General features: G+C 66.2%; 27 protein-coding genes and 1 tRNA gene. 16 read left to right on the top strand and 12 right to left on the bottom strand.

The window, feature by feature from the left end:
• Positions 1–18 precede the first annotated feature (18 nt).
• The 5 genes from ABIR17_RS08715 to argS all read right to left on the bottom strand — a co-directional run bounded on the left by ABIR17_RS08715 (position 19) and on the right by argS (position 5,776).
• On the bottom strand, positions 19–1,332 hold the full coding sequence (locus tag ABIR17_RS08715; RefSeq protein WP_348003992.1) for a homoserine dehydrogenase: 1,314 nt from the start codon (positions 1,330–1,332) through the stop codon (positions 19–21).
• Positions 1,329–2,714 carry a diaminopimelate decarboxylase gene (lysA, locus tag ABIR17_RS08720; RefSeq protein WP_348003993.1) on the bottom strand — a complete coding sequence of 462 codons (1,386 nt, stop codon included), beginning with the start codon at positions 2,712–2,714 and terminating at the stop codon, positions 1,329–1,331. The genes ABIR17_RS08715 and lysA overlap by 4 nt, the downstream gene beginning before the upstream one ends.
• An 80-nt stretch (positions 2,715–2,794) precedes the next feature.
• Entirely contained in the window at positions 2,795–3,322 is a 528-nt protein-coding gene (locus tag ABIR17_RS08725) for a hypothetical protein (protein WP_348003994.1), read from the bottom strand.
• Positions 3,312–4,163 carry a DUF2993 domain-containing protein gene (locus ABIR17_RS08730; RefSeq protein WP_348003995.1) on the bottom strand — a complete coding sequence of 284 codons (852 nt, stop codon included), beginning with the start codon at positions 4,161–4,163 and terminating at the stop codon, positions 3,312–3,314. Before ABIR17_RS08730 ends, ABIR17_RS08725 begins: the two co-directional genes overlap by 11 nt.
• On the bottom strand, positions 4,160–5,776 hold the full coding sequence (argS, locus tag ABIR17_RS08735; protein WP_348004295.1) for an arginine--tRNA ligase: 1,617 nt from the start codon (positions 5,774–5,776) through the stop codon (positions 4,160–4,162). Before argS ends, ABIR17_RS08730 begins: the two co-directional genes overlap by 4 nt.
• Before the next feature lie 69 nt (positions 5,777–5,845).
• On the opposite strand from argS, the gene ABIR17_RS08740 reads away from it, so the two are divergent.
• Positions 5,846–6,439: an arginyl-tRNA synthetase gene (locus ABIR17_RS08740; RefSeq protein WP_348003996.1), complete on the top strand. Its 594-nt coding sequence runs from the start codon at positions 5,846–5,848 to the stop codon at positions 6,437–6,439.
• Positions 6,440–6,442: 3 nt separating this feature from the next.
• Here ABIR17_RS08740 and ABIR17_RS08745 read toward each other — a convergent pair whose 3' ends face one another.
• Entirely contained in the window at positions 6,443–7,252 is an 810-nt protein-coding gene (locus ABIR17_RS08745) for a transglutaminase family protein (RefSeq protein WP_348003997.1), read from the bottom strand.
• Between the two features lie 23 nt (positions 7,253–7,275).
• Here ABIR17_RS08745 and ABIR17_RS08750 point away from each other — a divergent pair.
• Both ABIR17_RS08750 and ABIR17_RS08755 read left to right on the top strand, forming a co-directional pair.
• A tRNA-Arg gene (locus ABIR17_RS08750) sits at positions 7,276–7,348 on the top strand.
• Positions 7,349–7,372: 24 nt separating this feature from the next.
• A complete protein-coding gene (locus tag ABIR17_RS08755) occupies positions 7,373–8,386 on the top strand; it encodes a glycerate kinase (RefSeq protein WP_348003998.1) in 1,014 nt (337 codons plus the stop codon).
• Here the strand turns inward: ABIR17_RS08755 and ABIR17_RS08760 are convergent.
• Positions 8,383–9,828 (bottom strand): helix-turn-helix domain-containing protein, encoded by a 1,446-nt coding sequence (locus ABIR17_RS08760; protein WP_348003999.1) that lies wholly within the window; start codon positions 9,826–9,828, stop codon positions 8,383–8,385. The two genes, ABIR17_RS08755 and ABIR17_RS08760, sit on opposite strands and share 4 nt — an antisense overlap.
• A 127-nt stretch (positions 9,829–9,955) precedes the next feature.
• On the opposite strand from ABIR17_RS08760, the gene ABIR17_RS08765 reads away from it, so the two are divergent.
• The 6 genes from ABIR17_RS08765 (at position 9,956) to ABIR17_RS08790 (ending at position 17,159) form a co-directional block, all read left to right on the top strand.
• On the top strand, positions 9,956–11,833 hold the full coding sequence (locus ABIR17_RS08765; RefSeq protein WP_348004000.1) for a phosphoenolpyruvate carboxykinase (GTP): 1,878 nt from the start codon (positions 9,956–9,958) through the stop codon (positions 11,831–11,833).
• 186 nt (positions 11,834–12,019) lie between these two features.
• A complete protein-coding gene (locus ABIR17_RS08770) occupies positions 12,020–13,891 on the top strand; it encodes a fibronectin type III domain-containing protein (protein WP_348004001.1) in 1,872 nt (623 codons plus the stop codon).
• Between the two features lie 204 nt (positions 13,892–14,095).
• A complete protein-coding gene (locus tag ABIR17_RS08775; RefSeq protein WP_348004296.1) occupies positions 14,096–14,674 on the top strand; it encodes a sigma-70 family RNA polymerase sigma factor in 579 nt (192 codons plus the stop codon).
• Positions 14,658–15,437, top strand: coding sequence for a hypothetical protein (locus ABIR17_RS08780; RefSeq protein ID WP_348004002.1), 780 nt, complete (start codon positions 14,658–14,660; stop codon positions 15,435–15,437). The genes ABIR17_RS08775 and ABIR17_RS08780 overlap by 17 nt, the downstream gene beginning before the upstream one ends.
• A gap of 131 nt (positions 15,438–15,568) precedes the next feature.
• The gene (locus tag ABIR17_RS08785; RefSeq protein WP_348004003.1) at positions 15,569–16,306 is read left to right on the top strand and encodes a PspA/IM30 family protein; all 738 of its coding nucleotides are present in this window, start codon (positions 15,569–15,571) and stop codon (positions 16,304–16,306) included.
• Between the two features lie 49 nt (positions 16,307–16,355).
• Positions 16,356–17,159: an arginase family protein gene (locus ABIR17_RS08790; RefSeq protein WP_348004004.1), complete on the top strand. Its 804-nt coding sequence runs from the start codon at positions 16,356–16,358 to the stop codon at positions 17,157–17,159.
• Between the two features lie 49 nt (positions 17,160–17,208).
• Here the strand turns inward: ABIR17_RS08790 and ABIR17_RS08795 are convergent, their stop codons facing one another.
• The gene (locus ABIR17_RS08795) at positions 17,209–17,787 is read right to left on the bottom strand and encodes a hypothetical protein (protein ID WP_348004005.1); all 579 of its coding nucleotides are present in this window, start codon (positions 17,785–17,787) and stop codon (positions 17,209–17,211) included.
• Positions 17,788–17,853: 66 nt separating this feature from the next.
• Here ABIR17_RS08795 and ABIR17_RS08800 point away from each other — a divergent pair, with 66 nt between their 5' ends.
• The 3 genes from ABIR17_RS08800 to ABIR17_RS08810 are packed head-to-tail and all read left to right on the top strand — an operon-like array spanning position 17,854 to position 19,673.
• Positions 17,854–18,636: a crotonase/enoyl-CoA hydratase family protein gene (locus tag ABIR17_RS08800; protein ID WP_348004006.1), complete on the top strand. Its 783-nt coding sequence runs from the start codon at positions 17,854–17,856 to the stop codon at positions 18,634–18,636.
• On the top strand, positions 18,633–19,118 hold the full coding sequence (locus ABIR17_RS08805; protein WP_348004007.1) for a hypothetical protein: 486 nt from the start codon (positions 18,633–18,635) through the stop codon (positions 19,116–19,118). The genes ABIR17_RS08800 and ABIR17_RS08805 overlap by 4 nt, the downstream gene beginning before the upstream one ends.
• A 36-nt stretch (positions 19,119–19,154) precedes the next feature.
• Positions 19,155–19,673, top strand: coding sequence for a hypothetical protein (locus tag ABIR17_RS08810; RefSeq protein ID WP_348004008.1), 519 nt, complete (start codon positions 19,155–19,157; stop codon positions 19,671–19,673).
• A 19-nt stretch (positions 19,674–19,692) separates the two neighbouring features.
• On the opposite strand, the gene ABIR17_RS08815 is transcribed toward ABIR17_RS08810, so the two are convergent.
• Positions 19,693–21,105 carry an amidase gene (locus tag ABIR17_RS08815; protein ID WP_348004009.1) on the bottom strand — a complete coding sequence of 471 codons (1,413 nt, stop codon included), beginning with the start codon at positions 21,103–21,105 and terminating at the stop codon, positions 19,693–19,695.
• 104 nt (positions 21,106–21,209) lie between these two features.
• Between ABIR17_RS08815 and ABIR17_RS08820 the strand changes: the two genes are divergently transcribed.
• The 4 genes from ABIR17_RS08820 to ABIR17_RS08835 are packed head-to-tail and all read left to right on the top strand — an operon-like array spanning position 21,210 to position 23,933.
• Positions 21,210–21,593, top strand: a complete 384-nt coding sequence (locus ABIR17_RS08820; RefSeq protein WP_348004010.1) for a GntR family transcriptional regulator — start codon at positions 21,210–21,212, stop codon at positions 21,591–21,593.
• Positions 21,590–22,480, top strand: coding sequence for an ABC transporter ATP-binding protein (locus tag ABIR17_RS08825; RefSeq protein ID WP_348004011.1), 891 nt, complete (start codon positions 21,590–21,592; stop codon positions 22,478–22,480). Before ABIR17_RS08820 ends, ABIR17_RS08825 begins: the two co-directional genes overlap by 4 nt.
• Entirely contained in the window at positions 22,477–23,247 is a 771-nt protein-coding gene (locus ABIR17_RS08830; RefSeq protein ID WP_348004012.1) for a hypothetical protein, read from the top strand. Before ABIR17_RS08825 ends, ABIR17_RS08830 begins: the two co-directional genes overlap by 4 nt.
• A gap of 47 nt (positions 23,248–23,294) precedes the next feature.
• Entirely contained in the window at positions 23,295–23,933 is a 639-nt protein-coding gene (locus tag ABIR17_RS08835) for a hypothetical protein (protein ID WP_348004013.1), read from the top strand.
• A gap of 10 nt (positions 23,934–23,943) precedes the next feature.
• On the opposite strand, the gene ABIR17_RS08840 is transcribed toward ABIR17_RS08835, so the two are convergent.
• The 3 genes from ABIR17_RS08840 to ABIR17_RS08850 are packed head-to-tail and all read right to left on the bottom strand — an operon-like array spanning position 23,944 to position 25,705.
• Positions 23,944–24,522 carry an N-acetyltransferase family protein gene (locus ABIR17_RS08840; protein ID WP_348004014.1) on the bottom strand — a complete coding sequence of 193 codons (579 nt, stop codon included), beginning with the start codon at positions 24,520–24,522 and terminating at the stop codon, positions 23,944–23,946.
• Between the two features lie 9 nt (positions 24,523–24,531).
• Positions 24,532–25,221, bottom strand: coding sequence for a uracil-DNA glycosylase (locus ABIR17_RS08845; protein WP_348004015.1), 690 nt, complete (start codon positions 25,219–25,221; stop codon positions 24,532–24,534).
• Between the two features lies 1 nt (position 25,222).
• Positions 25,223–25,705, bottom strand: coding sequence for a phosphoribosyltransferase (locus tag ABIR17_RS08850; RefSeq protein ID WP_348004016.1), 483 nt, complete (start codon positions 25,703–25,705; stop codon positions 25,223–25,225).
• Positions 25,706–25,762: the final 57 nt, after the last annotated feature.

Consider the following 25,762-nt stretch of genomic DNA (forward strand, 5'->3'; position numbering starts at 1 on the left):
CAGTCCTTCGCAGTTCACTTAAAGTCCCTCAACACGCAGAACGCTGGATACCGCGCTGACGACGTCGGTCGCCCCAAGCGCGGCAACTGTCGCCGCGAGCGCCGACTCGGTCGCCTCATGCGTTCCAATCACCAGGGTAGCGGTGGGCGACGCGCCGTCTGGCCGCGCATCCTGCCGCACCGCTTCGACGGAAACACCGTGCTCACTGAACAGGGTTGCGACGCGGGCCAGCACTCCCGGCTTGTCGGCCACCTCGAGGGTGATGCGGTAGCGGGTCGAGACGCTCGAGATCGGCAGGATCGGGATGTCGGCTCGGGTCGATTCGGCGACCCCGGGGCCTCCGATGACGTGCCTGCGGGCAGCCGACACGACATCGCCGAGCACCGCGGAGGCGGTCTGCACTCCCCCGGCTCCGGCACCGTAGAACATCAGGCTGCCGGCCGCTTCGGCCTCAAGGAACACCGCGTTGTTCGCACCGTGCACCGCGGCGAGCGGATGCGTGTCAGGAACGAGGGCCGGATGCACCCGCGCGCTGACGCCCTCGACCCCGGTCACCGGATCGGTCAGACGCTCGCAGATCGCGAGCAGTTTGACGACAAAACCCGACCGGCGGGCTGCGGCAACCTGCTCCGACGTGATCGCGAGGATGCCTTCGCGGTACACGGAGTCGAGGGGCACCGTGGTGTGGAAGGCGAGACTCGCCAGAATCGCGGCCTTCTGGGCGGCGTCGTAACCTTCGACATCCGCCGCCGGGTCGGACTCGGCGTAGCCCAGTCGCTGCGCCTCGGCGAGAGCCTCCTCCAGGGTGTCGCCTTCGACATCCATTCGATCGAGGATGTAGTTGGTGGTGCCGTTGACGATGCCCAGGATGCGGCGCACCCGGTCACCGGCGAGGCTGTCACGGAGCGGCCGGATGATCGGAATCGCTCCGCCGACGGCGGCTTCGTAGTAGAGCTGAGCGCCGACCTGTTCGGCGATTTCGAACAACTCGGGGCCGTGCGTGGCGAGCAACGCCTTATTCGCGGTGATGACGTCGGCACCCGAGTTGAGTGCGAGTTCGAGGTACGTGCGGGCCGGCTCGATGCCGCCGATCAGTTCGATCACGATGTCGGCGCCGAGAATGAGCGACTCGGCGTCGGTCGTGAAGAGGTGCTCGGGCAGATCGGCAGTCCGGGCGGCTTTGAGGTCGCGGACGGCGATCCCGACCAGTTCCAGCCCGGCGCCTACTCGCTCGCCCAGTTCGGTGCCGTGCTCGATCAGCAGGGACGCCACTTGGGCTCCCACCGATCCCGCGCCGAGCAGCGCGATGCGCAGATTGCGGTACTCGATCATGCGGTCACTCCAACGTCTCGTGAAAGGAGGTCGGCCTCGGTCTCGCGACGCACGATGACGCGCGCAGCGCCATCCTTCACCGCGACAACGGCCGGGCGACCGAGGTAGTTGTAGTTGCTGGCCAGCGACCAACAGTAGGCACCGGTAGCCGGAACGGCGACGAGGTCACCCGGAGCGACGTCGCCCGGGAGGTAGTCCGCGTGCACAACGATGTCGCCCGACTCGCAGTGCTTGCCCGCGATCCGCACCAGGGCGGGGTCGGAATCCGATCGGCGGTTCGCCAGCCTTACGGTGTAATCCGCGCCGTACAGGGCGGGGCGGATGTTGTCACTCATCCCGCCGTCGATCGACACGTACTTGCGGATGGAGTCATCGACGCGCACATCTTTGATCGTGCCCACCTCGTAGACGGTGACGGTTGAGTGGCCGACGATCGCCCGGCCCGGTTCGATCGCGATGATCGGGATCGGGATGCCGAGTTCGGCGCACTGTTCGGACACGACGCGCGCGAAGTCGGCGGCGATGCTCGCGATCGGGGTGACAACGTCGGCGCTCGTGTAGGCGATGCCGAATCCGCCGCCCAGGTTGAGTTCGGGAACCTCGCCGTCTTTCAGGAGTTCGGCGTGCACCGCGAGGAGGCGGCGGGCGGCCTCGGCGAACCCGGCAGATTCGAAGATCTGCGACCCGATGTGTGAATGCAGCCCGAGAAACCTGAGGTTCTTCGACGCGCGAATCTGCGCGACCACCGCGGGGGCGTCAGCGAGCGGGATGCCGAACTTCTGGTCTTCGCGGGCAGTCGCCAGGTACTCGTGGGTACTCGCGTGCACTCCCGAGTTGATGCGCAGCCGCACGGCCTGAACGCGACCGTGTTTCTCGGCGGCGGCCGACACGCGATCGACCTCGACGACGCTGTCGAGAACGATCGCGCCCACGCCGAGTCCGACCGAACGATCGATCTCGGCGAGGCTCTTGTTGTTGCCGTGGAATCCCAGCAGCGCGGGGTCGACCCCTGCCGCCAGGGCGACCGCGAGTTCTCCCCCGCTGGCGACGTCGATGTGCAGGCCGGCTTCGACGACCCACTTCGCGACGGCTGTGCAGAGGAACGCTTTGCCCGCGTAGTACACGTCGACCCGCGACCCGAGCGCGGCGAAGGCTTCGTTGAAAAGCGTCTTGATGGTCTCCGCGCGGGTGCGCACATCCTGCTCGTCGACCACGTACAGCGGGGTCCCGAATTCGGATGCCAGCGCCGTCAGCGACGCGCCCGCGACGGTGATCGCACCAGCGCCATCCCGGTCGGCAGAAGGCGGCCAGACGGCGGGCGTGAGCGCGTTGGCGTCATCCGGGTGGACGAGCCACTCGGGTGCGAGCGGGTTGGCAGACACGACAGACCTCACGAAGGAATACGGATAAGTGAGGCGAGCGGACCCGGATTGATCCCTGAAGCCGAGATCAGCCTACCGATTCACGGGCTGCCGGAGATCAGCGCGGTCAGCGAACGTGCGACGCGCGTCATCACGTCGCCGCCGCCGACTTTCGATCCCCGGTAGGCGACCGGGATCATGGTGATCACCATGAGGGACCCGTTCGGGTCGACGAAGGTCAGATCCAGGTGCGGACCGCCTGCGATGCCCTGAACGCGTTCCGCCTTCTTCAGCCAGCTCGGCAGCACGCGGATTACCTGCAGTGGTTCCCGTCCCGATCGCCAGACCGTGATCGACTCGGCATCCGCGACCCACACCAGGTAGTGACGCTTGAGGAATGTCTCGACGAAGAACGAGAGCTTCGGCACTGCCGGGTCGATCCGGCGAAGGTACCTGAGCACCGACTCGGTGATCGCGGTAGAGAAGGCGATGCCGCCATCCGACAGGTCAACCTTCTTGAGGCTGTTCGCGCGCTCGCGCCACCCGGCCACGGCGAGCACGACCATCAGCACGACGACGACGACGATGACGATCGGGATCAGAGTCGAGAACGAGGCGCTAGTTGCCACAGATGCCCATCGTGCTGAGCTCGGTGCCGCCGAGTGCCGCGCCGTCGGCGGTGAATCTGAGTACCAGGTGCGGCCCTTCGACGTCGACGCTGCTCAGCGCGAGTGCTTTCGGCAGGTTTCCCGCGACGCAGATCGACGTCTGCTTCAGAAGGTCGCCCGCAAAACCGCCGAACAGCGGGTTGGCGAGCACGTCCTTCACCGCGAACTGCTGGTCGGCCACCGTCACGACGTCGGGCGTGAAGACCAGTTGGCCATCGGCAGCCGACGGCAGGATGCTGACCCCGAGCGGAACCGGGATGCCGAAAATAGTGAACGACGAAGCGATCACGATGTTGGGTTCGTTGAGCTTGATCGAGTCGAGCTGGAGGCCGCTGAGGTTGCCGGCGATCTTCGCCAGGTCCGTCTCACTCGCCGCGAATTCGACTCTCAGAACGCCGACCGGAGCATTCGCGTCGAGGGGCACGTTTTCGGCGTGCAGCGTCGCAGACCCCGTGAGAGGGCCGAAAGCCAGCTCGGGAACGCTCACATCGACGTCATTCACGTGACCCGAGATCGCCTGCAGGATGATCGAGCCGTCGTGGAGGTCGACATCCACTTTCGCGTCCGCGGGCAGCCCCAGCACGTGAATAACTTGGGTGCGGATGTAGTTCTTTGCATAGTCCTTGGCGAAGTTCTCGCCGATCAGAAAAGCGATGACCGTCAGCACGGCGAGGATCGCGACAATGATCAGCACGACGATCAACGCGCGATTGCGCTTCTTCATCGGCGGGCGCGCCTCGACAACCGTGGTCGCGGCCGGCGCGGGCTGCGTCGGCGGCACAGCGACCAGTTCGCCGCTCACATTCGCTCCGGAGCGCTGACCCCGAGAAGCGCCAGACCGTTACGCAGCACCTGCCCGGTCGCGGCGTTGAGCCAGAGCCGGGTGCGGTGCAAAGTCGAGATCGGGTCGTCGCCCTGCGGGATGATGCGGCACGCGTCATACCAGCGGTGGTAGGCGCCGGCGAGTTCTTCGAGGTAGCGGGCGACCCGGTGCGGTTCGCGCAGTTCGGCCGCCTGGCGCACGATGCGGGGGAACTCGGCGAGCGCCCCGAGCAGGATGCTCTCCGTCTCGTGGCTCAGCAGGCTCGCGTCGAACTCGTCCTGGGTGACTCCGGCATCCGCGGCGTTGCGCGCGACCGCTCCGGTTCGAGCCTGCGCGTACTGCACGTAGAACACCGGATTGTCGTTGGTCTTCTTGGTGAGCAGGTCGAGGTCGATGTCAAGCATCGAGTCAGCCGAGGACCGCACGAGCGAATACCGGGCGGCGTCGATGCCGACAGCATCCACGAGGTCTTCCATCGTGACGACGGTGCCGGCTCGCTTCGACATGCGCACAGCTTCGCCGTCGCGCACCAGGTTGACCAACTGGCCGATCAGAATCTCGAGGTTGACGTACGGTTCGTCACCGAATGCCGCCGTCATGGCCATCAGCCGTTTGACGTAGCCGTGATGGTCGGCGCCGAGCATGATCAGGTTGCGCTCGAAGCCGCGCTCACGCTTGTTGAGGTAATACGCCAGGTCGCCCGAGATGTAGGCACCTTCGCCGTCGCTCTTGATGACGACGCGATCTTTGTCGTCGCCGAACTCCGTCGTGCGCAGCCAGGTCGCTCCATCGGCTTCGAAGATGTGGCCCAGTTCCCGCAACCGATCGACGGCGTGCTGGACGGCACCTGACTCATGCAGCGAGTCCTCGTGGAAGTACACGTCGAAGTCGACGCCGAATTCGTGGAGGCTGGCCTTGATATCGCCGAACATCAGCTCGACCCCGACCGAGCGAAAGACCTCGAGCAATTCGTCGCTCGGAAGTGAGCTGAGGTCGCCGGAGTAGACCTCCTCGACGCGCGCCGCGATGTCGAGGATGTAGTCCCCGCCGTAGCCGTCGTCGGGCGCGGCCTCACCGAGGTGCGCGGCGACAAGGCTGCGTGCAAAGCGGTCGATCTGCGTGCCGTGGTCGTTGAAGTAGTACTCGCGCGTGACGTCGGCGCCCTGCGCTATGAAGATGCGCGCGAGGCTGTCACCGACGGCGGCCCACCGAGTGCTGCCGAGGTGAACCGGACCGGTCGGGTTCGCCGAGACGAACTCGAGGTTGATTCTCACGCCCGGATAGAGGTCACCGCGGCCGTAGGTATCCCCGGCATCCACGATGCTCTTCGCGAGCAGACCGGCCGCCGCGGCATCCAGGGTGATGTTGAGAAAGCCCGGGCCCGCGACATCCGTCGAAGCGATGCCGTCGGTGGCGGCAAGTCTCGTCGCCAGGTCGGCCGCGAAGGCGCGTGAATCGATGCCGAGACGCTTGCCGAGCTTGAGAGCGACGTTGGAGGCCCAGTCGCCGTGATCCCGATTGCGGGGGCGTTCGAGGGTCACGTCATCGTCAGAGATCTCCACCGCGCGGTCGCCCGCCGCCGAGCGCGTCAGCTCGAGAAGTGTGGCTGTGAGTTCGGCAGGGGTCACAACGCTCGATCGTAGCCGGGGGATGATGGAGGCATGGCTGTCGCATCCACGATTTCAATTCGCACGGCGAGTGCTGCGCTGCTCGCAGTGGCTGTCGCCGTTGTGTTGGCGGGGTGCATCCCGACCCCGACCGCCACCACGCCAGCCAGTACCCCGAGGCCCACCCCGACCCCAACGGCTACCCCCACGCCGAGCGCGACGCCCGATCAGCTCACGCCGATCGACGTCGCCTGTGCGGATCTCGTCGACCCCGACGCGGTCTACGCGTTCGATCCGAACCTCGCGCTGCTCGGCAGCTGGACGCCGGATGCCGGGAGCGCCGCCGCCGATGCGGTGGCAGCCGGCGGAGTTGCCTGCCGCTGGGTGCTGGAATCGGGTGGCGGCACGATGGACGTCTCGGTCGCGAGCCTTTCCGACAATCGGATCGACGCCCTGAAGAACGATGCCTCCGCGACGAGCACGCCCGTGCCGACCTACGGCGACGAGGCGTACTTCTCTGTCGAGGGTGGCGTCGGAACCGCGATCGTCTTCCAGGGCAACTACTGGCTGGTCGCGACGTCGGTCACCTTCGCCGAACCCGGTGAACCCTCCGACATCATCGATTCGGCGCTCGCGGCCCTCCCCTAAAAATCAGGACAGTTCGACGATCTCACTCGGATCATCGGTCAGGTCTTCGTCGCTCGTTGCTCGCACCTCGAGAGTGATCAGCCGCACGTCGGCGAGCGTGTTGGTGAGAAACGCGGTGTCGGTGGCATCCCGCCCGGTTGCGATCCGCACGAGGCTGCGTCGCGGAGCGAGCCGGGTCGCGTCGACAGCAATCCACCGGTTGTCGGCGTAGGCCTCAACCACGGCGTGGAAATCGCGAGGTTCGAGCCCCGGCGCATACACCGACACCATGCGGGCCGGAACGTCGAGCCCCCGTAGGAACGCCGCGGTGACATGCGCGAAATCGCGACACACACCGGCGCCGAGGTCGAGCGTTTCGAGCGCTCCGCCGGTCGGAAAGCTCATCGCGGGCGTGTACGAAAGGTTGTCGTGCACCCACTGCTCGACGGCGAGAACGCGCTCGACCCCTGATGTGCCGCCGAACAGATCGCGGGCGCGGTCGGTCAGGCTGTCGGACTGCACGTAGCGGCTCGGGCGCAGGTAGGTGACCAGATCGAGGTCGTCGACCCCCGGCCGAGACGCGCGACCGATGACCGTCGCGGCGTACTCGATGGTCAGAAGTCCGGGGCCGGTCTCAAAGAGCCGCATGCGCGTGCCGTGCTCGTCATCGATCTCCCGCACCTGGATCGGTTGATCGCCGAGCCAGACCCGAAGCGACTCCTCGGTCGTCGGAACTCCTTGCGCGACGGATGCCGCAAGCACGAATGAGGTCGGGTCGTCGACCTCGAGAACCAGTCTCGACCCCACCTCTCGCCGGGGCTGGGCTGAAGTCATACTGCTAACCTAGGTGGCGCTGCGCCCCCGTAGCTCAGTGGATAGAGCGCTTCCCTCCGGAGGAAGAGGTCGCACGTTCGAATCGTGTCGGGGGCACCTCAGATTGTCGGGAGTTCGCCAATGCGGATCGTCGTCGCACCGGATTCGTTCAAGGGTTCTCTGGATGCTCGAGCGGTAGCCGAGGCGATCGGCGAAGGCTGGAGATCGGTACGCGCCGACGACGACCTGGTGCTCCTGCCTCAGGCCGACGGCGGCGAAGGCACCCTCGACGCGATCGCTGCCTCGGTGCCCGGCACAACGTTCCGTTCGGCGGGCCAGGTCACCGGTCCCGACGGCCGACCGGTTGCCGGCGAATGGCTCGAACTGCCCGACGGCACCGCGGTCGTCGAATTGGCGCGATCGTCGGGCATCGCGCTCATGGAACGTCTCGACCCCATCGGCGCGACCACCCGCGGGATGGGCGAGACGATCGCGGCCGCCTTGGATGCCGGCTCGACCGCCCTGATCATCGCGTTGGGTGGGTCGGCATCTACGGATGGCGGGGCAGGTGCTCTGGATGCTCTCGCCGGCTACCGCCCACCGGCCGGCGGGGTGCGCCTGCTGACCGATGTCACGGCACCTCTGCTCGGACCTACCGGTGCGGCCGCGACGTTCGGACCGCAGAAAGGCGCGACGCTCTCCCAGATCGCCGAACTCGAGGATCGGCTCACTCGCTTCGCAGCGACCTTCGACGCCGATCCGGCCAGCCCGGGTGCGGGTGCGGCCGGAGGCACGGCATTCGGGTTTCTCGCCGCCTGGCAGGCCACGATCCACCCCGGCGCCCCAGAGATCGGGACGCTGACCGGGTTGGATCGGCAACTCGGCTGTGCTGACGTGCTGATGACCGGCGAAGGAGCATTCGATCAGACCTCGACTCAGGGCAAGGTCGTCGGCCACGCATTCGAACTCGCGCAGCGCAACAGCACCGGTGTGATCGCGATTGCAGGCCGTTTCACGACCGAGCCGCCGTCGCTGGACGGGCTGCTGGTGGCATCCATCTCCCTCTCGGTTCTCGCCGGATCAGCGGAAGCCGCCATGGCCGACCCACACCACTGGCTGATCGAAGCCGGGAGAAAAGCAGCAGAGACCGTCTAACTCGAGGCGTGACTCTCCAGGAACTCGTAGAGCTCACGGTCATCGACACCCGGGAAGGTTCCGGATGGCAGCGGCGAAAAGATGTGCGCGTGCACCTTGGCGCTCGACCAGGACTTGCCCGACCAGTGCGCGGCCAGGTCGGCCGGGGGGCGGCGGCAGCAGGACGCATCGGGGCACCGTGACTGCTCCCGGCGCTGGGTCTCGCGTCCGCGGAACCATTTCGCATCGTCGAACGGCACCCCGATGCTGATCGAGAACTCGTCGTTCGCGGCGCTCGTGCCGATCTGGGTGGACTCGAAGAAGGTGCCGCTCGGGGTATCGGTGTACTGGTAGAACTCGGTCGTGCGGTTGGTACGCACGAACGCCCGGCGAGCGCTCCAGTACCGGCAGACGATCTCACCTTCGACCGATCCGGTGACGTCGGTAGGCAGCGGGAGCCCGTCATTTTCGTAGGCTTTCGCGATGGCGCCGTCGCCTCCGACTCTGAGGAAGTGCGTGCGCATCCCGAGGTGAGCGGTCGCGAGGTTGGTGAAGCGCAGCGCCGCGGCCTCGTGGGTGACGCCGAAGGCATCCCGAAAGTCTTCGAGAGCGATGTCCCGGTCGTCTTTGGCTTGACGCAGAAACTGCAGTGACTGGGTCTGGGGCATCAGGCATGCGGCCGCGAAGTAGTTGATCTCGAGACGCTGCTGCAGGAACCCGGCGTAGTCGAGCGGAGCTTGGTGGCCGAGCAGCCGGTGGGCGATCGCCTGAAGCGCCATCGAACGCAGTCCGTGGCCCCCGGGGATCGATGCCGGCGGCAGGTAGATGCGGCCGTTCTCGAGATCGGTGACCGAACGTGCGGAATGTGGGAGGTCGCCGACGTAGACCAGTTCGAACCCGAGCTTTTCGGCGATTCGTCCGACCGACCGGTGAGTGAGGGCGCCGCCGGCGTGACCGACACCGCGCAGAGTGTCTTCGACCAGATCCTCAATCTCGGGGATGTGGTTGTCGCGTTCGCGCATTCGGGCCCGCAGCTCCGTGTTGGCGCGGCGGGCTTCCTCGGGGGTCGCGATCGCTTCGAGGGACCGGCGAGAGAGCTCACGGTGCAGGCCGACGAGCGCTCGGAGAGTCTCATCCGGCATCCCCTTGCTCGCACGTACGGCCGGGATGCCGAGCTGCGCGTACACCGGGCTGGCCTGGGCGCGCTCCAACTCGATTTCGAGTCCGGCGCGTTCCGTGGGAGCACTCGCGTCGAGCAACTGGGCGAGCTGGATGCCGAGCCGCCCGGCGATCGCTTCGAGTAGCGAGAGCCGAGGCTCCCGATGTCCGTTCTCCATCAGGGACAACTGGCTGCCCGCGATACCGACCGCGCTTCCCAGTTGCTGGAGGGTGAGACCGGCCTCGGTGCGGAAGAACCGCATCCGTTGCCCCAGCATCGCGAGATCCTTCACAAAATCAACCATAGGGAAAGAATCGAGATTCTTGCCCTCTAATTCGAGAAGATTCGAACCAAATCGAGAGGCAGGGTTGTCATAGGCGGGATTTTTCCCCGCAATGCTTTCCCGAAATGCCGACGACAAGGGGCTGACCGTGACTCTCACCGCACACCGGCGCCCCCAAGGCAGCGACTCGGAGTCTCCCGCCCCGGCTGAGCGCCACGCGACCCGGGCAGCGCCCGACGGAGCCGACCCCCGCGTGGTCGCATGGGTTGCCCAGATGGCCGATCTGACCACCCCGGACGACGTCGTGTGGTGCGACGGCTCCCGGCGTGAGGCCGACGACCTCATCCGCCGGATGGTCGATCAGGGCACCCTGGTGCGGCTCAACGCCGAACACCGGCCCTACAGTTTTCTCGCCCGCAGCCACCCCGACGACGTCGCGCGGGTCGAGTCGCGCACCTTCATCTGCTCCTCCTCGAAGGCCGAGGCCGGCCCCACCAATAACTGGCGCGAGCCGACCGAGATGCGCACCACGCTCGACGGGTTGTTCGCCGGCTCGATGCGCGGCCGCACGATGTACGTCGTGCCGTTCTCGATGGGGCCGCTCGGCAGCCCGCTCTCCCGAATCGGCGTGCAGGTCACCGACTCGCCCTACGTCGTGGTCAGCATGGGGATCATGACGCGCATGGGCTCGGCGGCGCTGAACTTGATCGAACCTGAAACGCAGTGGGTGCGGGCCGCGCACACCGCGGGAGCCCCGCTCGAGCAGGGCGAAGCCGGCGTCGCGTGGCCGTGCAACGACACCAAGTACATCTCGCACTTCCCGGACACTCGCGAAATCTGGTCGTTCGGCTCGCAATACGGCGGCAACGCGATTCTCGCCAAGAAGGCATTCGCGCTGCGGATCGCCTCGGTGATGGCACGCGAGGAAGGCTGGCTTGCCGAGCACATGTTGTTGCTCAAGGTCACCAACCCAGCGGGTCGGGTGTTTCATGTGGCCGCCGCATTCCCGAGCGCCTGCGGCAAGACGAACTTTGCGATGCTCAAGCCGAGCATCCCCGGGTGGATGGTCGAGACGATCGGCGACGACATCGCCTGGCTCGCCCCAGATTCCGAGGGCAAGCTGCGGGCGATCAATCCTGAGGCGGGATTCTTCGGGATCGCCCCGGGTACCGGCGTGGCGACGAACTCGACGGCCATCGACACCATCTGGGGCAACACCATCTTTACCAACGTCGCGCTTCGCCCGGACGGGGATGTCTGGTGGGAGGGGCTCACCGACGCGGTGCCTGAGCACCTCACCGATTGGACGGGCCAACCGTGGACGCCGCACTCCGGTCGTCCGGCGGCGCACCCGAACTCACGTTTTACCGTGGCCGCCTCCCAGTGCCCGACGATCTCCGACGACTGGGAAGACCCGCGAGGCGTCGTCATCGACGCGATCATCTTCGGCGGCCGGCGTGCCACCAACGTGCCACTGGTGGCGGAGGCACGGGATTGGGAACATGGCGTCTTCATGGGCGCCACGATCTCGTCCGAGCGCACGGCGGCCGCCGAGGGCACTCTCGGGGAGCTGCGTCGCGATCCGTTCGCCATGCTCCCCTTCTGTGGCTACAACATGGCCGACCACTGGGCGCACTGGCTCGAGGTCGGCAGCTCACTCCGGGCGACAGGTGGCGTTCCGCGGATCTTCCAGGTCAACTGGTTCCGCAAGGGCGACGACGGCAGCTTCCTCTGGCCCGGATTCGGCGACAACGGCCGGGTACTCGCCTGGATCCTGGACCGCGTCGAGGGCCGTGCCCCCGCCGTCGCGAGCCCGCTCGGTTGGCTCCCTGCGCCGGGCGCCATCGACCTCACCGGCGCTGACGTGAGCGAGACCGCTTGGCAGCAGCTGTTCGCGATCGACCCGGCCGCGCACCTGGCCGAGGCGGACGACGCGGAGGACTTCTTCGACGGTTTCGGCGACCGGGTGCCGGTGGCCGTGCGAGCTCAACTCGAGGAGCTGCGCAGGCGGATGCGCGCGGCCTGACGACCGCAATTCCCCGGCCAAACTTCGTGCTACTTTTTACCAACTTTGGTCACAAAAACGGGTGGTTCGGTGAACAGTGGAAGCCCGCGATCATCCGGCCTTGGCTCGCAGCCTTGGCGGCGAAGTGGACTTCTTGCCCTTGCACTCTTAGCGTCAGCGGCGATCGGCCTGGGGGCAGTGCCGAGCGTGGCACGCGCGGTCGATCCGGAGCCGCTGGCCGCTCGCCTGATCGCTGAGCCCTACGCGACCACCGGCGTGCGGGTGACCGTGAGCGGCATGAGTGGCATGGCCGGTTTGACGAACGACGGCACCTTCGCCTACATGCTCAACGGCTCCGGCAGCATCGTCAGCACTCCGCTCGCTGATATTCCCTTGACGCCAGGTTCGACGTTCAGCGCCACCGGGACGGTGCATCCGGTTCAGTGGGGCGTGGCTGGCGCACCTGCGCTTCCCGGCAACCTCCTGAGGCTCAGCATTGCCGCGAGCCACGGTTGCATATTCATCACGAGTGGCGACAACACCGAAGGCTCTATTCACCTCTACTGCATTTCGGTCGCTGACTGGACGGTCACTGAGGTCGCCGTACCCGCGAGCTACCCTCTTCCCGAGGGGTTCTACTACACGTTCAGCAGTCTGATCGATTTTCCCGACGGCCGCATCGGCAAAGTGTCGAAGTACACGTCCACCAGCGGCGGGTATCAGTCGACACTGCGCACCTATCAGGTAACGGGCACGGGGGCAGCGGTCACCATCGCGTGGTCCGAGGACTACGTGATGTTCGATCCTGACAATTTTGCCGTCGACGAGCATGGAATCGCCACGGACGGCACGTATCTGTACCGCATCCAGTGGCGGGACTTTAATCCGAACTTCAAGTCGTGGAAGCTGTCGAGCGGTTCGAGCGCCTCGGTGTCGTTTGCCGGCAACTACACCCAACCGTTCGACAATATGCACTACTTGTCGCACAACCACGTCGCCAACTACTACATGGTCGGTCACTACAACGGTTCCGAGTTCTTCATCACGAGCGCGGCAGACCCTGGCCCGGGCCCGGGGAACCCGCTCAATCCCGCGCTCGGCACGCCAACCTCGACAACTGACGGATGCACGGCGACGATCTCAAACTACGACGCCGCGTTTGACTGGTCCGCTTCCGTCAGCGCGGGGTCAGCCACGATCGACTCATCGGGTTTGCTCAGCGTCACGGGTCTCGCTCGCGGGGCGTCCGTCTCGATCACCGTCAGTGCGACTCGATCGGGCTATCCGAGCGGGTCAACGGTGATCACCTGTACGTCGTTGGCGCTCGCAGCGCCCGATGCCCCGACAGGCCTGAGCGTGAAGCCAGAAAACGGTCGAGTCTCGCTCGCGTGGACAGCACCCGCTGACGACGGGGGCAGCGCCATCCTGACGTACCAGGCACGGGTTCTTGACGCCGGGGGCAACCCCCTTGCTCCAGCCGTCGAGTGTTCAACGGCCACACTCGACTACTGCAGCATGAGTGGGCTGTCCAACGGGACCGCCTATCTGGTTGAGGTGCGTGCCAGCAACGCAATTGGAGATAGCCCGTGGTCGACTCGCGCCGCTCTCACCCCCGGCGTTCCCGTTGCGGTCGCGCCGACCACCGACCCTGATTCGGCCGATCTGACCCTCAACGACCATGATCCGGTGGAGGGGACGACCATCGTGCTCACCGCCTACGGATTCCGCCCGGGCACCCAGGTTGATTTCTGGCTCAACTCCACACCGCTGTTGCTGGGCTCGGCCATTGCAAACTCGTCGGGAATTGCGGTTCTGAGCGCCACACTTCCGAGCAACTTTTCGGGAATTCACGTAGCTCAGGCTCTCGGAGTCGGCCCCAGCGGCATCTACCGCAATCTGACGCAACAGCTCACCATTCGGTCCGCCGGCTCGCTGGCGTCAACGGGAAGCACGATCACACCGACGGTGGCGCTGGCATCCTCGCTCGTAGCTCTGGGCCTCGCGCTTCTCGCGTTCGGAGGCTGGAGTTCCCGCGGTGCTGCAGCCATGATCCGCAGGCGGCGGCTTACCCATTCCTAGCGCGCGGTCTCGCGGCGCGGCCGACTGTCGTCGTCACCGCCGGGAAGTTCGACCACTGATGCGCGCAGCGCTGGAGTATTCTTTGTCCCCTACGGAACGGCGCGCCGACCTCGCTGGCGGCGCGCCGTTCATTTTTTGGCCATTCCGGACTTAGCCCAACGTTTCCGCCTACCTTCTCGTCTTAGAAGGTGAGAGGTGGAGTGGATGGCGGCGAGAGCTGCGTGGGAAGAAGTTGTCGTCGAGCTGGTCGCCCAGCGCGGCGAGGCTCTCGTGCGCTACGCAACCCTGCTCTGCGGCAATCGCGACGACGCGGCCGACCTGGTGCAAGACGCGCTCGTGCGGACCTTCGGTCGACTTCGCAACGGATTCAGCGTCGAAAGTGCCGAGGCGTACGTGCGACGCGCGATCCTCAACGGACATTTGGATGGCGGCCGCCGTACGACGCGCTGGCGCCGCATCGCTCCCCTCGAATACCGACCCGACGAGCAGGAATCGCCGGCGGGCGGCGTGAATTCACGGCTCGACCTCCACGACGAACTACGCAAACTCACCCCCCGCGAGCGGGCCTGTCTGGTGCTGCGTTATTACGACGACCTCAAGGTCGACGACATTGCCGAGACCCTCGGCATCAGCTCGGGCGCGGTGAAGCGCTACCTCAGTGACGGTCTCGCGAAGATGGCGATTTCCCTCGCCGACGACGGAACAGTTGAAGACCGGCTGACGCCGCGCCCGGCCGGCTCTTCGAGCTCACGGAAGGAGGCTTCCCATGGCCACCGAATCTGACCTGCGCGACCTCCTGCGCGATCCCGAACCTGAACCCCGGAAACACAGTGGAGGTGGCGCCATCGACGTCGATGCTGTTCTGAGGCGCGCCCATTCGCGCCGCCGCCCCCGCGTGATCGCGGCGACCGCTGTTGGCGCGCTCGCGATGGTCGGCGTTTTCACGCCGATCGTCCTGTCGTCGCTGCCGACGGCGAATTCGACAGCGGATCACTCCGCCCTCACCTCCCAGGAGGCTGGCGGTGCGGCACCTATGGCGGGAGACGCCGATCAGGGTTCGCGGGCGGCCGAGTCCGTAGCGCTCTGCGGCGAGCCCATCCCCGATTCAACGCAGCAAAACCCGGCGCCGAACGGTCTGACCCTGGAGCTGACCTCGGTGGATGCCGTGGCCGGGACGTCGGCGATCCCGGTGACCGTCACTCTGCACAACGCCGGCCAGGAGCGCATTGTCGGGACCACGGTTGCGACTCCCGAGATCGCCTTCTCGTCGGACGGAATCGTGCTCTGGCGCAATCCGCTGGCTCCCGCGAACGACGGTTTCGCCGTGATCAACCTGGAGCCCGGTGAGACCTACGTGTACTCGACGCACTTCGAAGCGGTCCGATGCACCCCTCCGGACGATCTCGCCCCACTCCCGGATGACCTTCCGGCCGCGGGGCCAGGTCTCTTCGCGGTCAGCGCCGCGATTGAGTTCCATCCTGCCGACGGCGCGGTCCCGATCGTAATCATCGGCGCCCCAGCCGTCGTCGTGCTCCGCGCGCCCTGAGCTCAACGCCGCCCGAGCTGAACACGCCCCGAGCTGAACACGCCCTGAGCTGAAATCGCGGATGTCGCGGTGTGGGCCGGGGTCGCTAGGCTTCGGTACGACGTCGAACCCCGTAACGGAAGGCATTCTCAATGGCGAAGCAATCGATCCTCGGCCGTATCTCTCAGCTCGTGCGCGCGAACATCAACGCGCTCATCGACCAGGCGGAGGACCCTCAACTGATGCTCGATCAGTTGGTGCGTGACTTCACCAACTCCATCGCCGAGGCCGAAGATGCCGTCGCACAGACCATCGGCAATCTGCGGATGATGGAACAAGACCACACCGAAGACATCGACGCCGCTGCCGACTGGGGCCGCAAGGCACTCGCCGCCAGCGCGAAGGCTGACGAGCTCCGCACCGCCGGTGGCACCGAGGATGCCGACAAGTTCGACAAGCTCGCCAAGATCGCTCTCGGCAAGCAGATCACCAGCGAGAACGAAGCCAAGACCGCCGAGCCCACGATTGCGTCGCAGACCGCCGTGGTGGCTCAGCTCAAGGATGGCCTCGACAAGATGCACGAGCGTCTCAACGAGCTGGTCAGCAAGCGCGACGAACTGATCGCCCGCGCAAAGACCGCCCAGGCCCAGTCGCAGGTGCATGACGCACTGAAGAGCATCGACGTGCTCGACCCGACCAGCGAACTCGGTCGCTTCGAAGACAAGGTGCGCCGCGAGGAGTCCAAGGTCATCGGCCAGAACGAGCTCGACGCGTCAAGCCTCGACTCGCAGTTCGAGAGCCTCGACGACCTCGGCAAGGAAGCCGAAGTCGACACGCGTCTCGCCGCGCTGAAGGCTGGCGGCACGACCGCGATCACGACGGGCAACTGACCGCTCGCCCGTTCGAAGTCGCCCTCTCGGCGCGATCTAGAGTGTCCACGTGACCCTCCATTTCGTGCTCGTGCCTCAATGGCAGGGTTCGCCCTCCCCTCGTGCGATGCGTCATGCCGAAGGGGTCGCCGCCCTGCGTTCCGGCCTCCCGACTTCGGCGACCACCGAAGTCGCTGTGCCGCTTGAGGCGGGCGACGACCAGGGCAGCGGCATTGCGCGTTTCACCTCGATCCAACTGGTGCGCGAGCGCACGACCGACGCACTCGGCGGAGTGCCGGATCCGTTCGTGATCGTCGGCGGCGACTGTGGCGTCTCCGCGGCGGGAATCGCGACGGCTGCGCTGCGGCATCCCGAGGTCGCCGTCGTTTGGTTCGACGCGCATCCTGATCTCAACACCCCGCAGAGTTCGCCGTCGGGGGCCTACTCCGGGATGGTGCTGCGCTCACTGATCGACGGCGGTGAGGTGAGCGCCGGTCGCGTCGTGCTGGTCGGGGCGCGGTCGTGGGATCCCGACGAGGAGTCTTTTGCCGCAGGAGCCGGCCTGGCAACGCTCGCGGTCGAGCAGGTCCTCGACCCGGACACCTTGGTCGAGACTGTCGCGGCGAGCGGTGCCGACTCGGTCTACGTGCATGTCGACCTCGACGTTGTCGATCCCGCCGAAGTCGACGGCCTGCTGGATCCAGCTCCATTCGGGATGTCGGTGGGCGCGCTGGTCGGCGCGATCAAGGCGCTCCGTGCCCGATTCCCGCTCGCCGGAGCGACGTTGGCCGGCTACGCGCCCTCGAGCGCCAAGGGCGAGCACGCGGCGGCCGACGCGGCAACCATCCTGCGAATCATCGCAGCCCTCGACTAGCCCTCAGCAGACCAGCGAACCCTCAGCAGGCCAGCTGGGGCTCAGCAGGTCAGTCGACGCGAATCGAGTAGTTCGACCCATCGAACTGCGTAATCGTGACCACGACTTTGACCGTGCCATTGGGCGAATCGTAGGAGCAGTTCACGGTGTTGCCGACGACGATTTCGACCTCGGTCGCGTCGCAGGTGACCTCAGGCACGAAGTCAAGGGTCGGGGTGAGCGCCCGGATCGCGAGACCTTCGATGTCGGTGACCGGAACGCTCGCCCCAGGAGCCGCGGTCGGCTGCGTCACGTTGTTCGGAACGTCGGCGACCTTGATGTCGAATGAGTACTTGTCACCCTCGACCGTGTCGAAGGTGATCACGGTGTTGAATTCCAGGCCGGCGACAGGGTCGACCAGGAGGCAGGTGACGACTCCGTCAACTTCGACTGGGATCGGGTCCTGGCCGCAGTCGATGTCAGGGCGAACCCCGGTCTGATGCTCGAGCGCGCTCGCAGCGGCCTTTTCGATGTCTTCAGGAGGAACGGTCAGCGGCGCCTGATTCTGGCCGATGCTGAACGTGCAGCCGGCGAGCACGGCGAGCGCAAAGGCGGCCACCGGGACGAGGGTGAACGGACGCAACGGCACGAGCGGCTCCTTGAGATTCTTGTCGTTGCTTGAACGCTATCGGAAACCGGCCCCTACGCTGGAGCGGTGGGCGAACGTGTGAGTGTCGAACGGGACGGCCAGGTATTGCTCATCGGGCTGAACCGGCCGGAAAAACGCAACGCCGCCGATTTCGCAATGCTGCAAGAGCTGTGTTTGGCGTATGGCGAGTTGGAACGCGACCCGCAGCTTCGCGCGGCCGTCGTGTTCGCGCATGGGGATCACTTCACCGCGGGCCTAGATCTTGCAGATGTCGCACCCCGGATCGGTCGGGACGGGCTCGACCTCGTTCCGGAGGGCGGGATCAATCCCTGGCAGGTGGGCGGGCCGTCAATCAGCAAGCCGGTCGTGATTGCGGTGCAGGGCACCTGCCTGACTCTCGGCATCGAACTCGCGCTGGCCAGCGACATTGTGATTGCGGCCGATTCCACGACCTTCGGACAGATCGAGGTGCAGCGCGGCATCCTGCCCTTCGGCGGCGCAACCATCCGCCTTCCCCGCGCGGTCGGCTGGGGAAACGCGATGCGGTGGATGCTGACCGGTGACATGTTCCCCGTCACCGAGGCGCTGCGCATCGGGCTCGTGCAGGAAGTCGTGCCGCACGGAACCCAGTTGGACCGGGCGCTCGAGCTCGCCCAGCGCATTGCCGCTCAGGCTCCTCTCGCCGTGCAGGCCACGCTCGCCAATGCCCGAACGGCAATCCGGGAGGGCGACGAAGCCGCAGCAACGCGACTTCAGCCTGAACTGGTCAGGCTCGCGGCAAGTCAGGATGCCGCCGAAGGCATCCGCGCGTTCCTGGCTCGCGACGAACCCGAGTTCACCGGGCGATGAGCCTCCCGGTGCGCCCCGATCCCGCGAAACTGTCGCGGTTCGAACGGGGCATGGGGTCGTTCGTCCGCGGCGGAGCCCGCATCCCCGGACTGCGGCGCCTGCTGATGTGGCCGCCGATCGCGCGACCCGGCTACTGGTTCGCGACGGCGTGCGCATTTGTCTGGGGCCGCATCCTGTTCGGTCGCTTCACCAAGGGGCCGCAGATTTGGTACTTCTGGAGGATGCCGAAGTGGTCATACGGTCGCGGCGGCACGACGATCGGCGCGATCTACCTCACCACTGACAACGTCGCCCCACGCATCCTCGAACACGAGGCGGTGCACCGCACCCAGTGGCGGGCATACGGTCTCGCCTTCATCCCGCTCTACATCGCAGCCGGATCGCCGGCTCTCACCAACCGGTTCGAGGTCGAGGCGGGCCTCGAGAAGGGCGGCTACCTGCGGCCGCATGCCCTTCCCCACCACCCCTCGCCGAACCCGTAGGGCTGTTAGACAAGGGACGCGAGGTACGCTCCCCCCATGATCCGGCTCATGGTGATCCTCGTCGGCGGAGTCGTCATGGGGCTGACATCGTGCTCGGCCTCGGGTGCTCCGGCTCCGACTCCGAGTCCAACGGCCAGCTCCGGCGCGGTGAGTTGCACCAGCATCCTTCAGAAACAGTCCCTCGACGAACTCGTTGACAGCGGACTCGACCTCGCCGACCCGGCCGCATTTTCGGCAGACCTGCACGCCCAGAAAGATCCTTTCGCGGCGTTTTTCGACGTGGGCGGCGTCCTCTGCGAGGTCGTCGACGGCACGACGCCGGTCGAATGGTACGGCTGGGCTCCGTTCACGAAAGAAAATTCGGCTGACTTCCGGGCCGCACTGGTGTCGGCTGGCTGGACCGAAACACCGACCGCCTCGGGTGCTGACTACGCTCTCGACCCCCTCAGCACCGGAGTGGTCTTCGCCTGCTCGTTCGACTACAGCGGCGGCGCAGCCTGCGGGTACGACCAACCGCGGCTCGACGAGATCTTCGGCAACGTGCCTGCCCGGTAGCGACCTACCACTGCGTTAGCTACCACTGAGGCGGATGCCGGCGCGCCCACCCGAGGCGACGCTCGAGCTGCGCCCCGATCGCCAACAGCACGTGCTCGCCGCCGGGTCGGCCGATGAGTTGCACTCCCATCGGCACTCCGTCGGCGGTCACGTGCACGGGAAGCACGATCGCGGGCAGTCCACTGACGTTGACCATGCTCGTGTACGGCGTGTACTGCACCTGCTGCGCAAAGTTGTGGTCGCCATCCTCGGCGTCGTACCACCCGATCGGGCGAGGGGTGAGCGCCATCGCGGGAGTCACGACAGCGTCGAATGGCGCCAACTGCGCGATCAGCCGCCGCTCGTAGCCCGCCAACCAAGACAGCGCTGCGCCGAGCTCCCGCGCTCCGAGCGCACGGCCTTGGCCGACCAGCCACCGGGTGAGCGGCTCGACCTGAGAGAGCTGCACCTCGTTGAGCTCGATCCCGGCCGCGCCGCCTTGCCACACCCTGCGGAACATCGCCGCATAGTCCGGCTCGGGGCCAAGGCTCAGTTCGTCAATCCCGTGGCCGAGGGCGTCAAGTTCGGCCAGCGTGAGGGTAAGGGCTGCCTCCGCTTCGGGCGCGAGCTCGAGCTCGTACGCGGCCGCCCACGGGGTGTCGCGAGTCACCCCGATCGAGAACCGTCCCTCTCCTCGCACCGCAGCCGACAGGTACGCGCCGCCATCCCAGGTGGGCGGGGACGTTGCCCAGTGCGGCGGTCCCGGTGCGACCAGCGCGTCGAGCAGGAGGGCGGCATCCGCCACCGTCCGAGCAAGAGGTCCCGCCACCACGAGTCCCGCGAGACCCGCGAAACCGGCCGCGGCCGCGATCCGGCCACGGGAGGGCTTGAGCCCCACCAGCCCGGTGGCCGCGGCCGGGATGCGGATCGAGCCGCCGCCATCCGATCCCGGGGCAAACGGGAGGAGTCCAGCCGCCACCGCGACAGCGGCTCCCCCGCTTGACCCACCCGGCCCGAGCGTGAGGTCGTAGGGGTTGCGCGCGACGGGGCCGACGAGCGGCTCGGCGTTGCTCGAGAGCCCGAACTCGGGCGTTGTGGTCTTTCCGAGGCTGACCGCGCCTGCGGCGTCGAAGAGCGTTGCTAATTCATCGGATTGCACGGGGACGTGATCGGCGAAAGCTCGCGATCCGAATCGGGTGGGCACTCCGGCGCGGCGCACGAGATCTTTGTCGGCGAACGGGAGCCCCCACAGCGGCAGCGCGTGCGACATCGCTGCTACCTCCGCGCACCTCTGGCGCGCACGATCGGCGGTCACGTGGGCGAATGCACCGAGCTCGACGTTCAGCCGCTCAATTCGAGCGAGGTAGTGGTCGGTCAGTTCTGCCGGGGTGATCTCGCCTCGACGGAGCCCATCCAATTGCTCGAGCGCCGTGAGGTGGTGGAGTTCGAACACGATCCGAGCCTAAGGAGGTGAGCCTCACAACTTGACATCGTCGGGTAAGCCTGCTTGGTTAGTTACACAAGTAATGAACCGACGAACCGAGAGGAGGAATACCGATGGATGAGAGCAAGCCGATCTTCCAGCAGATCGCGGAACGGATCGAAAACGACATCATCTCTGGCGCCCTCCCCGAAGAAACGCAGGTGCCGTCGACGAACGAATTCGCCGCTTTCCTGCGCATCAACCCGGCCACCGCAAACAAGGGTGTTGGGCTGCTCGTTGACTCAGGCGTGCTCTACAAGAAGCGCGGAATCGGAATGTTCGTCACCCGCGGCGCCCGCGATCGGCTGACCGCCGAGCGTCGGGAACGCTTCCGTGACGAGTACCTCGCGCCACTCCTCGCCGAAGCCCGAAAACTCGGGATCGACGAACGTCAGCTCGCCGCGCTCATTCAGACCACCGCACCATCCCCGTCAACGACCACGAAGGAATCGCAGTGACTCCCGTCATCCACACCCGCGATCTCACCCGACGCTACGGTTCACTCGCCGCCGTCAATGGGGTCAGCATCAGCCTCGATGAGAACCGCATCTACGGACTGCTCGGCCGCAACGGCGCGGGCAAGACGACGCTGATGTCTCTGCTCACCGGTCAAGAGTTCGCGACCTCCGGCGACATCGAAGTGTTCGGCACGTCGCCGGTCGAGAACGCCGCCGTGCTGCAGCGTGTCTGCTTCATCAAGGAAAGCCAGCGCTATCCCGACGATTTCAAGATCAAGCACGTTCTGCGAAGCGCCCCCTGGTTCTTTCCGAACTGGGATCCCGACTTCGCTGCCGCACTCGTCACCGACTTCAACCTTCCGCTCAACCGCAAAATGAAGAAGCTCTCCCGCGGCCAATTCTCGGCCGTCGGAGTGATCGTCGGCCTCGCGTCGCGGGCGCCGCTCACCTTCTTCGATGAGCCCTATTTGGGCCTCGACGCTGTCGCGCGGCAGTTGTTCTATGACCGTCTGCTCGCTGACTATGCCGATCATCCGCGCACCGTCGTGCTCTCGACTCACCTGATCGACGAGGTCGCCGACCTCCTCGAGCATGTGCTGCTCATCGATGCGGGTCGGATCATCGTCGATGCCCCTACCGACGAACTGCGGGGTTCGGTGGTGAACGTTGTTGGCGGCCGTGATGCCGTCGACAGGTTCACCGCCGGGCGCGAGGTTCTGCACAGCGACGGCATCGGCGGCCTGGTTTCCGCCACCGTTTCTCGACTCACCGACGCCGAGCGCACCGCAGCCCGCGACGCCGGGCTCGAGCTCACCGCTGTTTCCCTTCAACAACTCGTCGTGCGACTCACCGAGAGCACAAACAACGAATTCCAGGAGTCCGCATGACTGCCCTTGCCATCACCCCGTCCCACACGGCACCGCTGAGTCGCCGGATCCTCAACGTCGTGAGGCTCCACCTCGCGAACCCATTCACCATCATCGGGATGCCGCTGATGATCCTCGGCATCATCTTCGCTGCGAACTGGGCGATCTGGCTGATCATCGCCATCGTCGCCAAGCCGGCCGACGTGGCGGATGCCGCGGAGGGCCTCTCCTACAGCGGCGCAAGCTTTTGGATTTTCGTCTACATGATGGTCGTCGCCATCCAGGCCATGAACCTCACCTTCTCGCTCGCCCTGGGTTTCTCCTCAACTCGGAGAGACTTCTACCTCGGGTCGGTCCTCACCTTTCTCGGCCTCTCGGTCTTCTACGCCGCGATCTTCGGCACTCTCGCCGCGATCGAGCAAGCGACGAACGGCTGGGGCCTGAACGGTCGAATGTTCACCAGCATCTACTTCGGCCTCGACTCTCCGATCGGGTTGCGGTACTTCTTCGCCTTCTGCGCGTTCGTGTTCTTCTTCTTCATCGGCGCCGCCATCGCCTCGACCTACGTGCGTTGGAAGCAGCGCGGCCTGCTGGCGTGCCTGGTGATTGCCGGATTCCTGCTGATCGGCGGCGCGGCACTGATCTCGCTCACCGGTTCATGGCCGGCGGTGGGGTCGTTCTTCACGACCATCGGATTCCTCGGCGGGTTCTCGCTCAGCCTCGTCGTGAGCGCGCTCGCGGGATGGGCCGGGTACCTGGTGATGCGACGGGCGACGCCGAGATCCTGACGGGGTCGGATGGTACATTGCCACCCGACGACAGGGAAGGCGAACCGATGGGCGAGCGGATCGGTGCCGACCGCCGAACGACGGCGATGGCGGCAGCAATGCTGACGATCGCCGTTGTGACGGTCGGGGCGCTGACGGGATGCGTACCCGCGGTAGCGGACAAACCGACCGCGACCCCCACCGTTGAGCAGACACCGGCGGCGACGCCCACCCCGACCCCCGAGGCTCGCGCCTTCGTCATGCCCACCAGGTGCGTCGACATTGTTTCCCCGGCGACCCTCGCTCGTTTCACCTCTGACGGGCTGGCGTTGCTCGGCGGACCGGGCGGAAAGTACGGCGGAGACTACTTCGCCGACGACACCCCCGAAGAGCGCGTCGGCGGCATCACCTGCGTATGGGGCGACGAGCAACGACCCGAGTCGACATTCACCATCTCCGTTGCTCCCGTGACGACAGCAACCCGCAGCGGCATCGTCAGCGATCTCCTCTCCCAGGGTCTCGTCGAAGACCAGATCGAGGGCGCGCTCACCTACGCCCAAATCGGCGACGAGGTCAGTTCCCCCTCGGTGTTCAACGTCATCCGCTCGGATAGCTGGATCTCGGTGCTTCAAGCTCGCGGCGGCGAAGACCTGTTCCAGACTTCGACCGAACTTGTCGACGAGGTCACGAGCATCGTCTACTCCTGAGGATGCCTTTTTACTTCAGGCTTTTTTGCAGCAGGTAGGTGCCCAACCAGCGCCCGAACTTGAAGCCGACTTTGCCCATGTGACCGATCTCGGTGAAGCCAAACTGCTCGTGCAGCTTGAGTGATGCTTCCGCGCCCTTGTCGGCGATCACGGCGATGACCTCTTTGACGCCGGCCGCCTTGGCCCGCGGCAACAACTCCTTCATCAGCGCGGTGCCCAGCCCCTTGCCGGTCGAAGCGGGCCCGAGGTAGATCGAGTTCTCGGTCGTGAAGCGATAGGCCGCCTTCGGTTTCCAGGGGGTGACGAACGCGTAGCCGAGCACGATTCCGCCGGGCGACTCGGCGACCAGCCACGGGTAGCCGAGCTCGTGCACGTGAGCCAACTTGGCCCGCATCTCTTTGAGCGTGAGCAGGTCTTCGTCGAAGGTGACCGTCGAGTTCGCGACGTAGTGGTTGTAGATCTCGAGGAGATGGGGAACGTCGGTCATCACGGCATCCCGAATCGAGAACGCGAACGGCGCCTCCGCCGGTGCCGCACGCGTGAGGTGCGGCGGACGCTTGCGCGGCGGGTTGTACTCCTCTTCCAGCACGGGTCGATCCTAAGTGTCGACGCGCCAGTCGATCGCCGCGTCACCCGCCGCAACCAGCAGGTCGTTGGCGCGGCTGAACGGCCGCGACCCGAAGAAGCCGCTGGATGCCGACAGCGGACTCGGGTGCGCCGACGCGATGACCGGGGTCTCGCCCACCATCGGGCGAAGGGTGCCGGCATCCCGACCCCACAGGATCGCCACGAGGGGTGTCGCGGTGTCGCGGGCGACCAGGGCGCGGATGGCAGCCTCGGTCACCGGCTCCCATCCTTTGCCGCGGTGCGAGCCGGAGACCCCGGCCTGCACGGTCAGCACCCGGTTGAGCAGCAGAACGCCCTGCTGCGCCCACGCGCTCAGATCGCCGTGCGCCGCGGGTGGGATGCCGAGGTCGTCATTCAACTCACGGTAAATATTGGCGAGGCTGCGCGGCAGTGGCCTGACGTGCCGCTCGGCGGCGAAGGACAACCCGATCGGATGTCCCGGAGTCGGGTACGGGTCCTGCCCCACGATCAGAACGCGCACCGCCTCGAACGGGGTCGTGAACGCGCGCAGCACGTTTTTTCCCTCCGGCAGGTAGCGACGACCGGCCTCGACCTCCTCCCGCAGAAACTCCCCCATCGCCGCCACCTGACCGGCGACCGGCTGAAGTGCGGCAGCCCAGCCGGAGTCGACCAGGTCTGACAGGGGGCGAGGTTCAGGCACGTTAGAGCTCCGGGTAGCTGACGGTTCCCTCGGAACTCCAGGGAAACATGATCCAGCCGTCGACGTGGCGCCAGGTGTAGGTGGGCGCGTGGATCGTCTGCGGCTTCGCGTAGAGGCACACGGTGCGCACCTCGCTCCCTCCGGACTCAAGAAGTTTCACGACCAGGTCGAGAGTGCGACCGGAGTCGGCGACGTCGTCGACGAGCAGGATGCTCTTGCCCCGAAGCGCCTCCTGATCGAGAGTCGGTGGCAGCACGATCGGCGCATCGAGAGTCTTCTCGACGTCGGTGTAGAACTCGACGTTGAGGCTGCCGAGCATCTTCACGCCCAGTGCGTAGCCGAGCGCTCCGGCGAGGGTCAGGCCGCCGCGCGCGATTCCGATGATCGCGTCGGGGCGAAAACCATCGGCAGCAATCGTGGTCGCGAGTTGCCGAGCGGCTGTTCCGAACAGCTCATAGGTGAGAATCTCGCGTTCGTCGGCCACACCCCAACACTAGGAGGCCGCAACACGGAGAGGACAGCGACCCCGGCGAAGCTCTAG

This window comes from Pseudolysinimonas sp., from assembly GCF_039912695.1.
GTDB lineage: Bacteria > Actinomycetota > Actinomycetes > Actinomycetales > Microbacteriaceae > Pseudolysinimonas_A.

Coding starts and splice junctions, on each gene's coding strand:
- ABIR17_RS08715 (WP_348003992.1), bottom strand. CDS start 1,332: ATGATCGAGTACCGCAATCTGCGCATCGCGCTGCTCGGCGCGGGATCG.
- ABIR17_RS08775 (WP_348004296.1), top strand. CDS start 14,096: ATGGCGGCGAGAGCTGCGTGGGAAGAAGTTGTCGTCGAGCTGGTCGCC.
- ABIR17_RS08830 (WP_348004012.1), top strand. CDS start 22,477: ATGACTGCCCTTGCCATCACCCCGTCCCACACGGCACCGCTGAGTCGC.
- ABIR17_RS08740 (WP_348003996.1), top strand. CDS start 5,846: ATGGCTGTCGCATCCACGATTTCAATTCGCACGGCGAGTGCTGCGCTG.
- ABIR17_RS08780 (WP_348004002.1), top strand. CDS start 14,658: ATGGCCACCGAATCTGACCTGCGCGACCTCCTGCGCGATCCCGAACCT.
- ABIR17_RS08835 (WP_348004013.1), top strand. CDS start 23,295: ATGGGCGAGCGGATCGGTGCCGACCGCCGAACGACGGCGATGGCGGCA.
- ABIR17_RS08820 (WP_348004010.1), top strand. CDS start 21,210: ATGGATGAGAGCAAGCCGATCTTCCAGCAGATCGCGGAACGGATCGAA.
- ABIR17_RS08785 (WP_348004003.1), top strand. CDS start 15,569: ATGGCGAAGCAATCGATCCTCGGCCGTATCTCTCAGCTCGTGCGCGCG.
- ABIR17_RS08805 (WP_348004007.1), top strand. CDS start 18,633: ATGAGCCTCCCGGTGCGCCCCGATCCCGCGAAACTGTCGCGGTTCGAA.
- ABIR17_RS08745 (WP_348003997.1), bottom strand. CDS start 7,252: ATGACTTCAGCCCAGCCCCGGCGAGAGGTGGGGTCGAGACTGGTTCTC.
- ABIR17_RS08755 (WP_348003998.1), top strand. CDS start 7,373: ATGCGGATCGTCGTCGCACCGGATTCGTTCAAGGGTTCTCTGGATGCT.
- ABIR17_RS08810 (WP_348004008.1), top strand. CDS start 19,155: ATGATCCGGCTCATGGTGATCCTCGTCGGCGGAGTCGTCATGGGGCTG.
- ABIR17_RS08760 (WP_348003999.1), bottom strand. CDS start 9,828: ATGGTTGATTTTGTGAAGGATCTCGCGATGCTGGGGCAACGGATGCGG.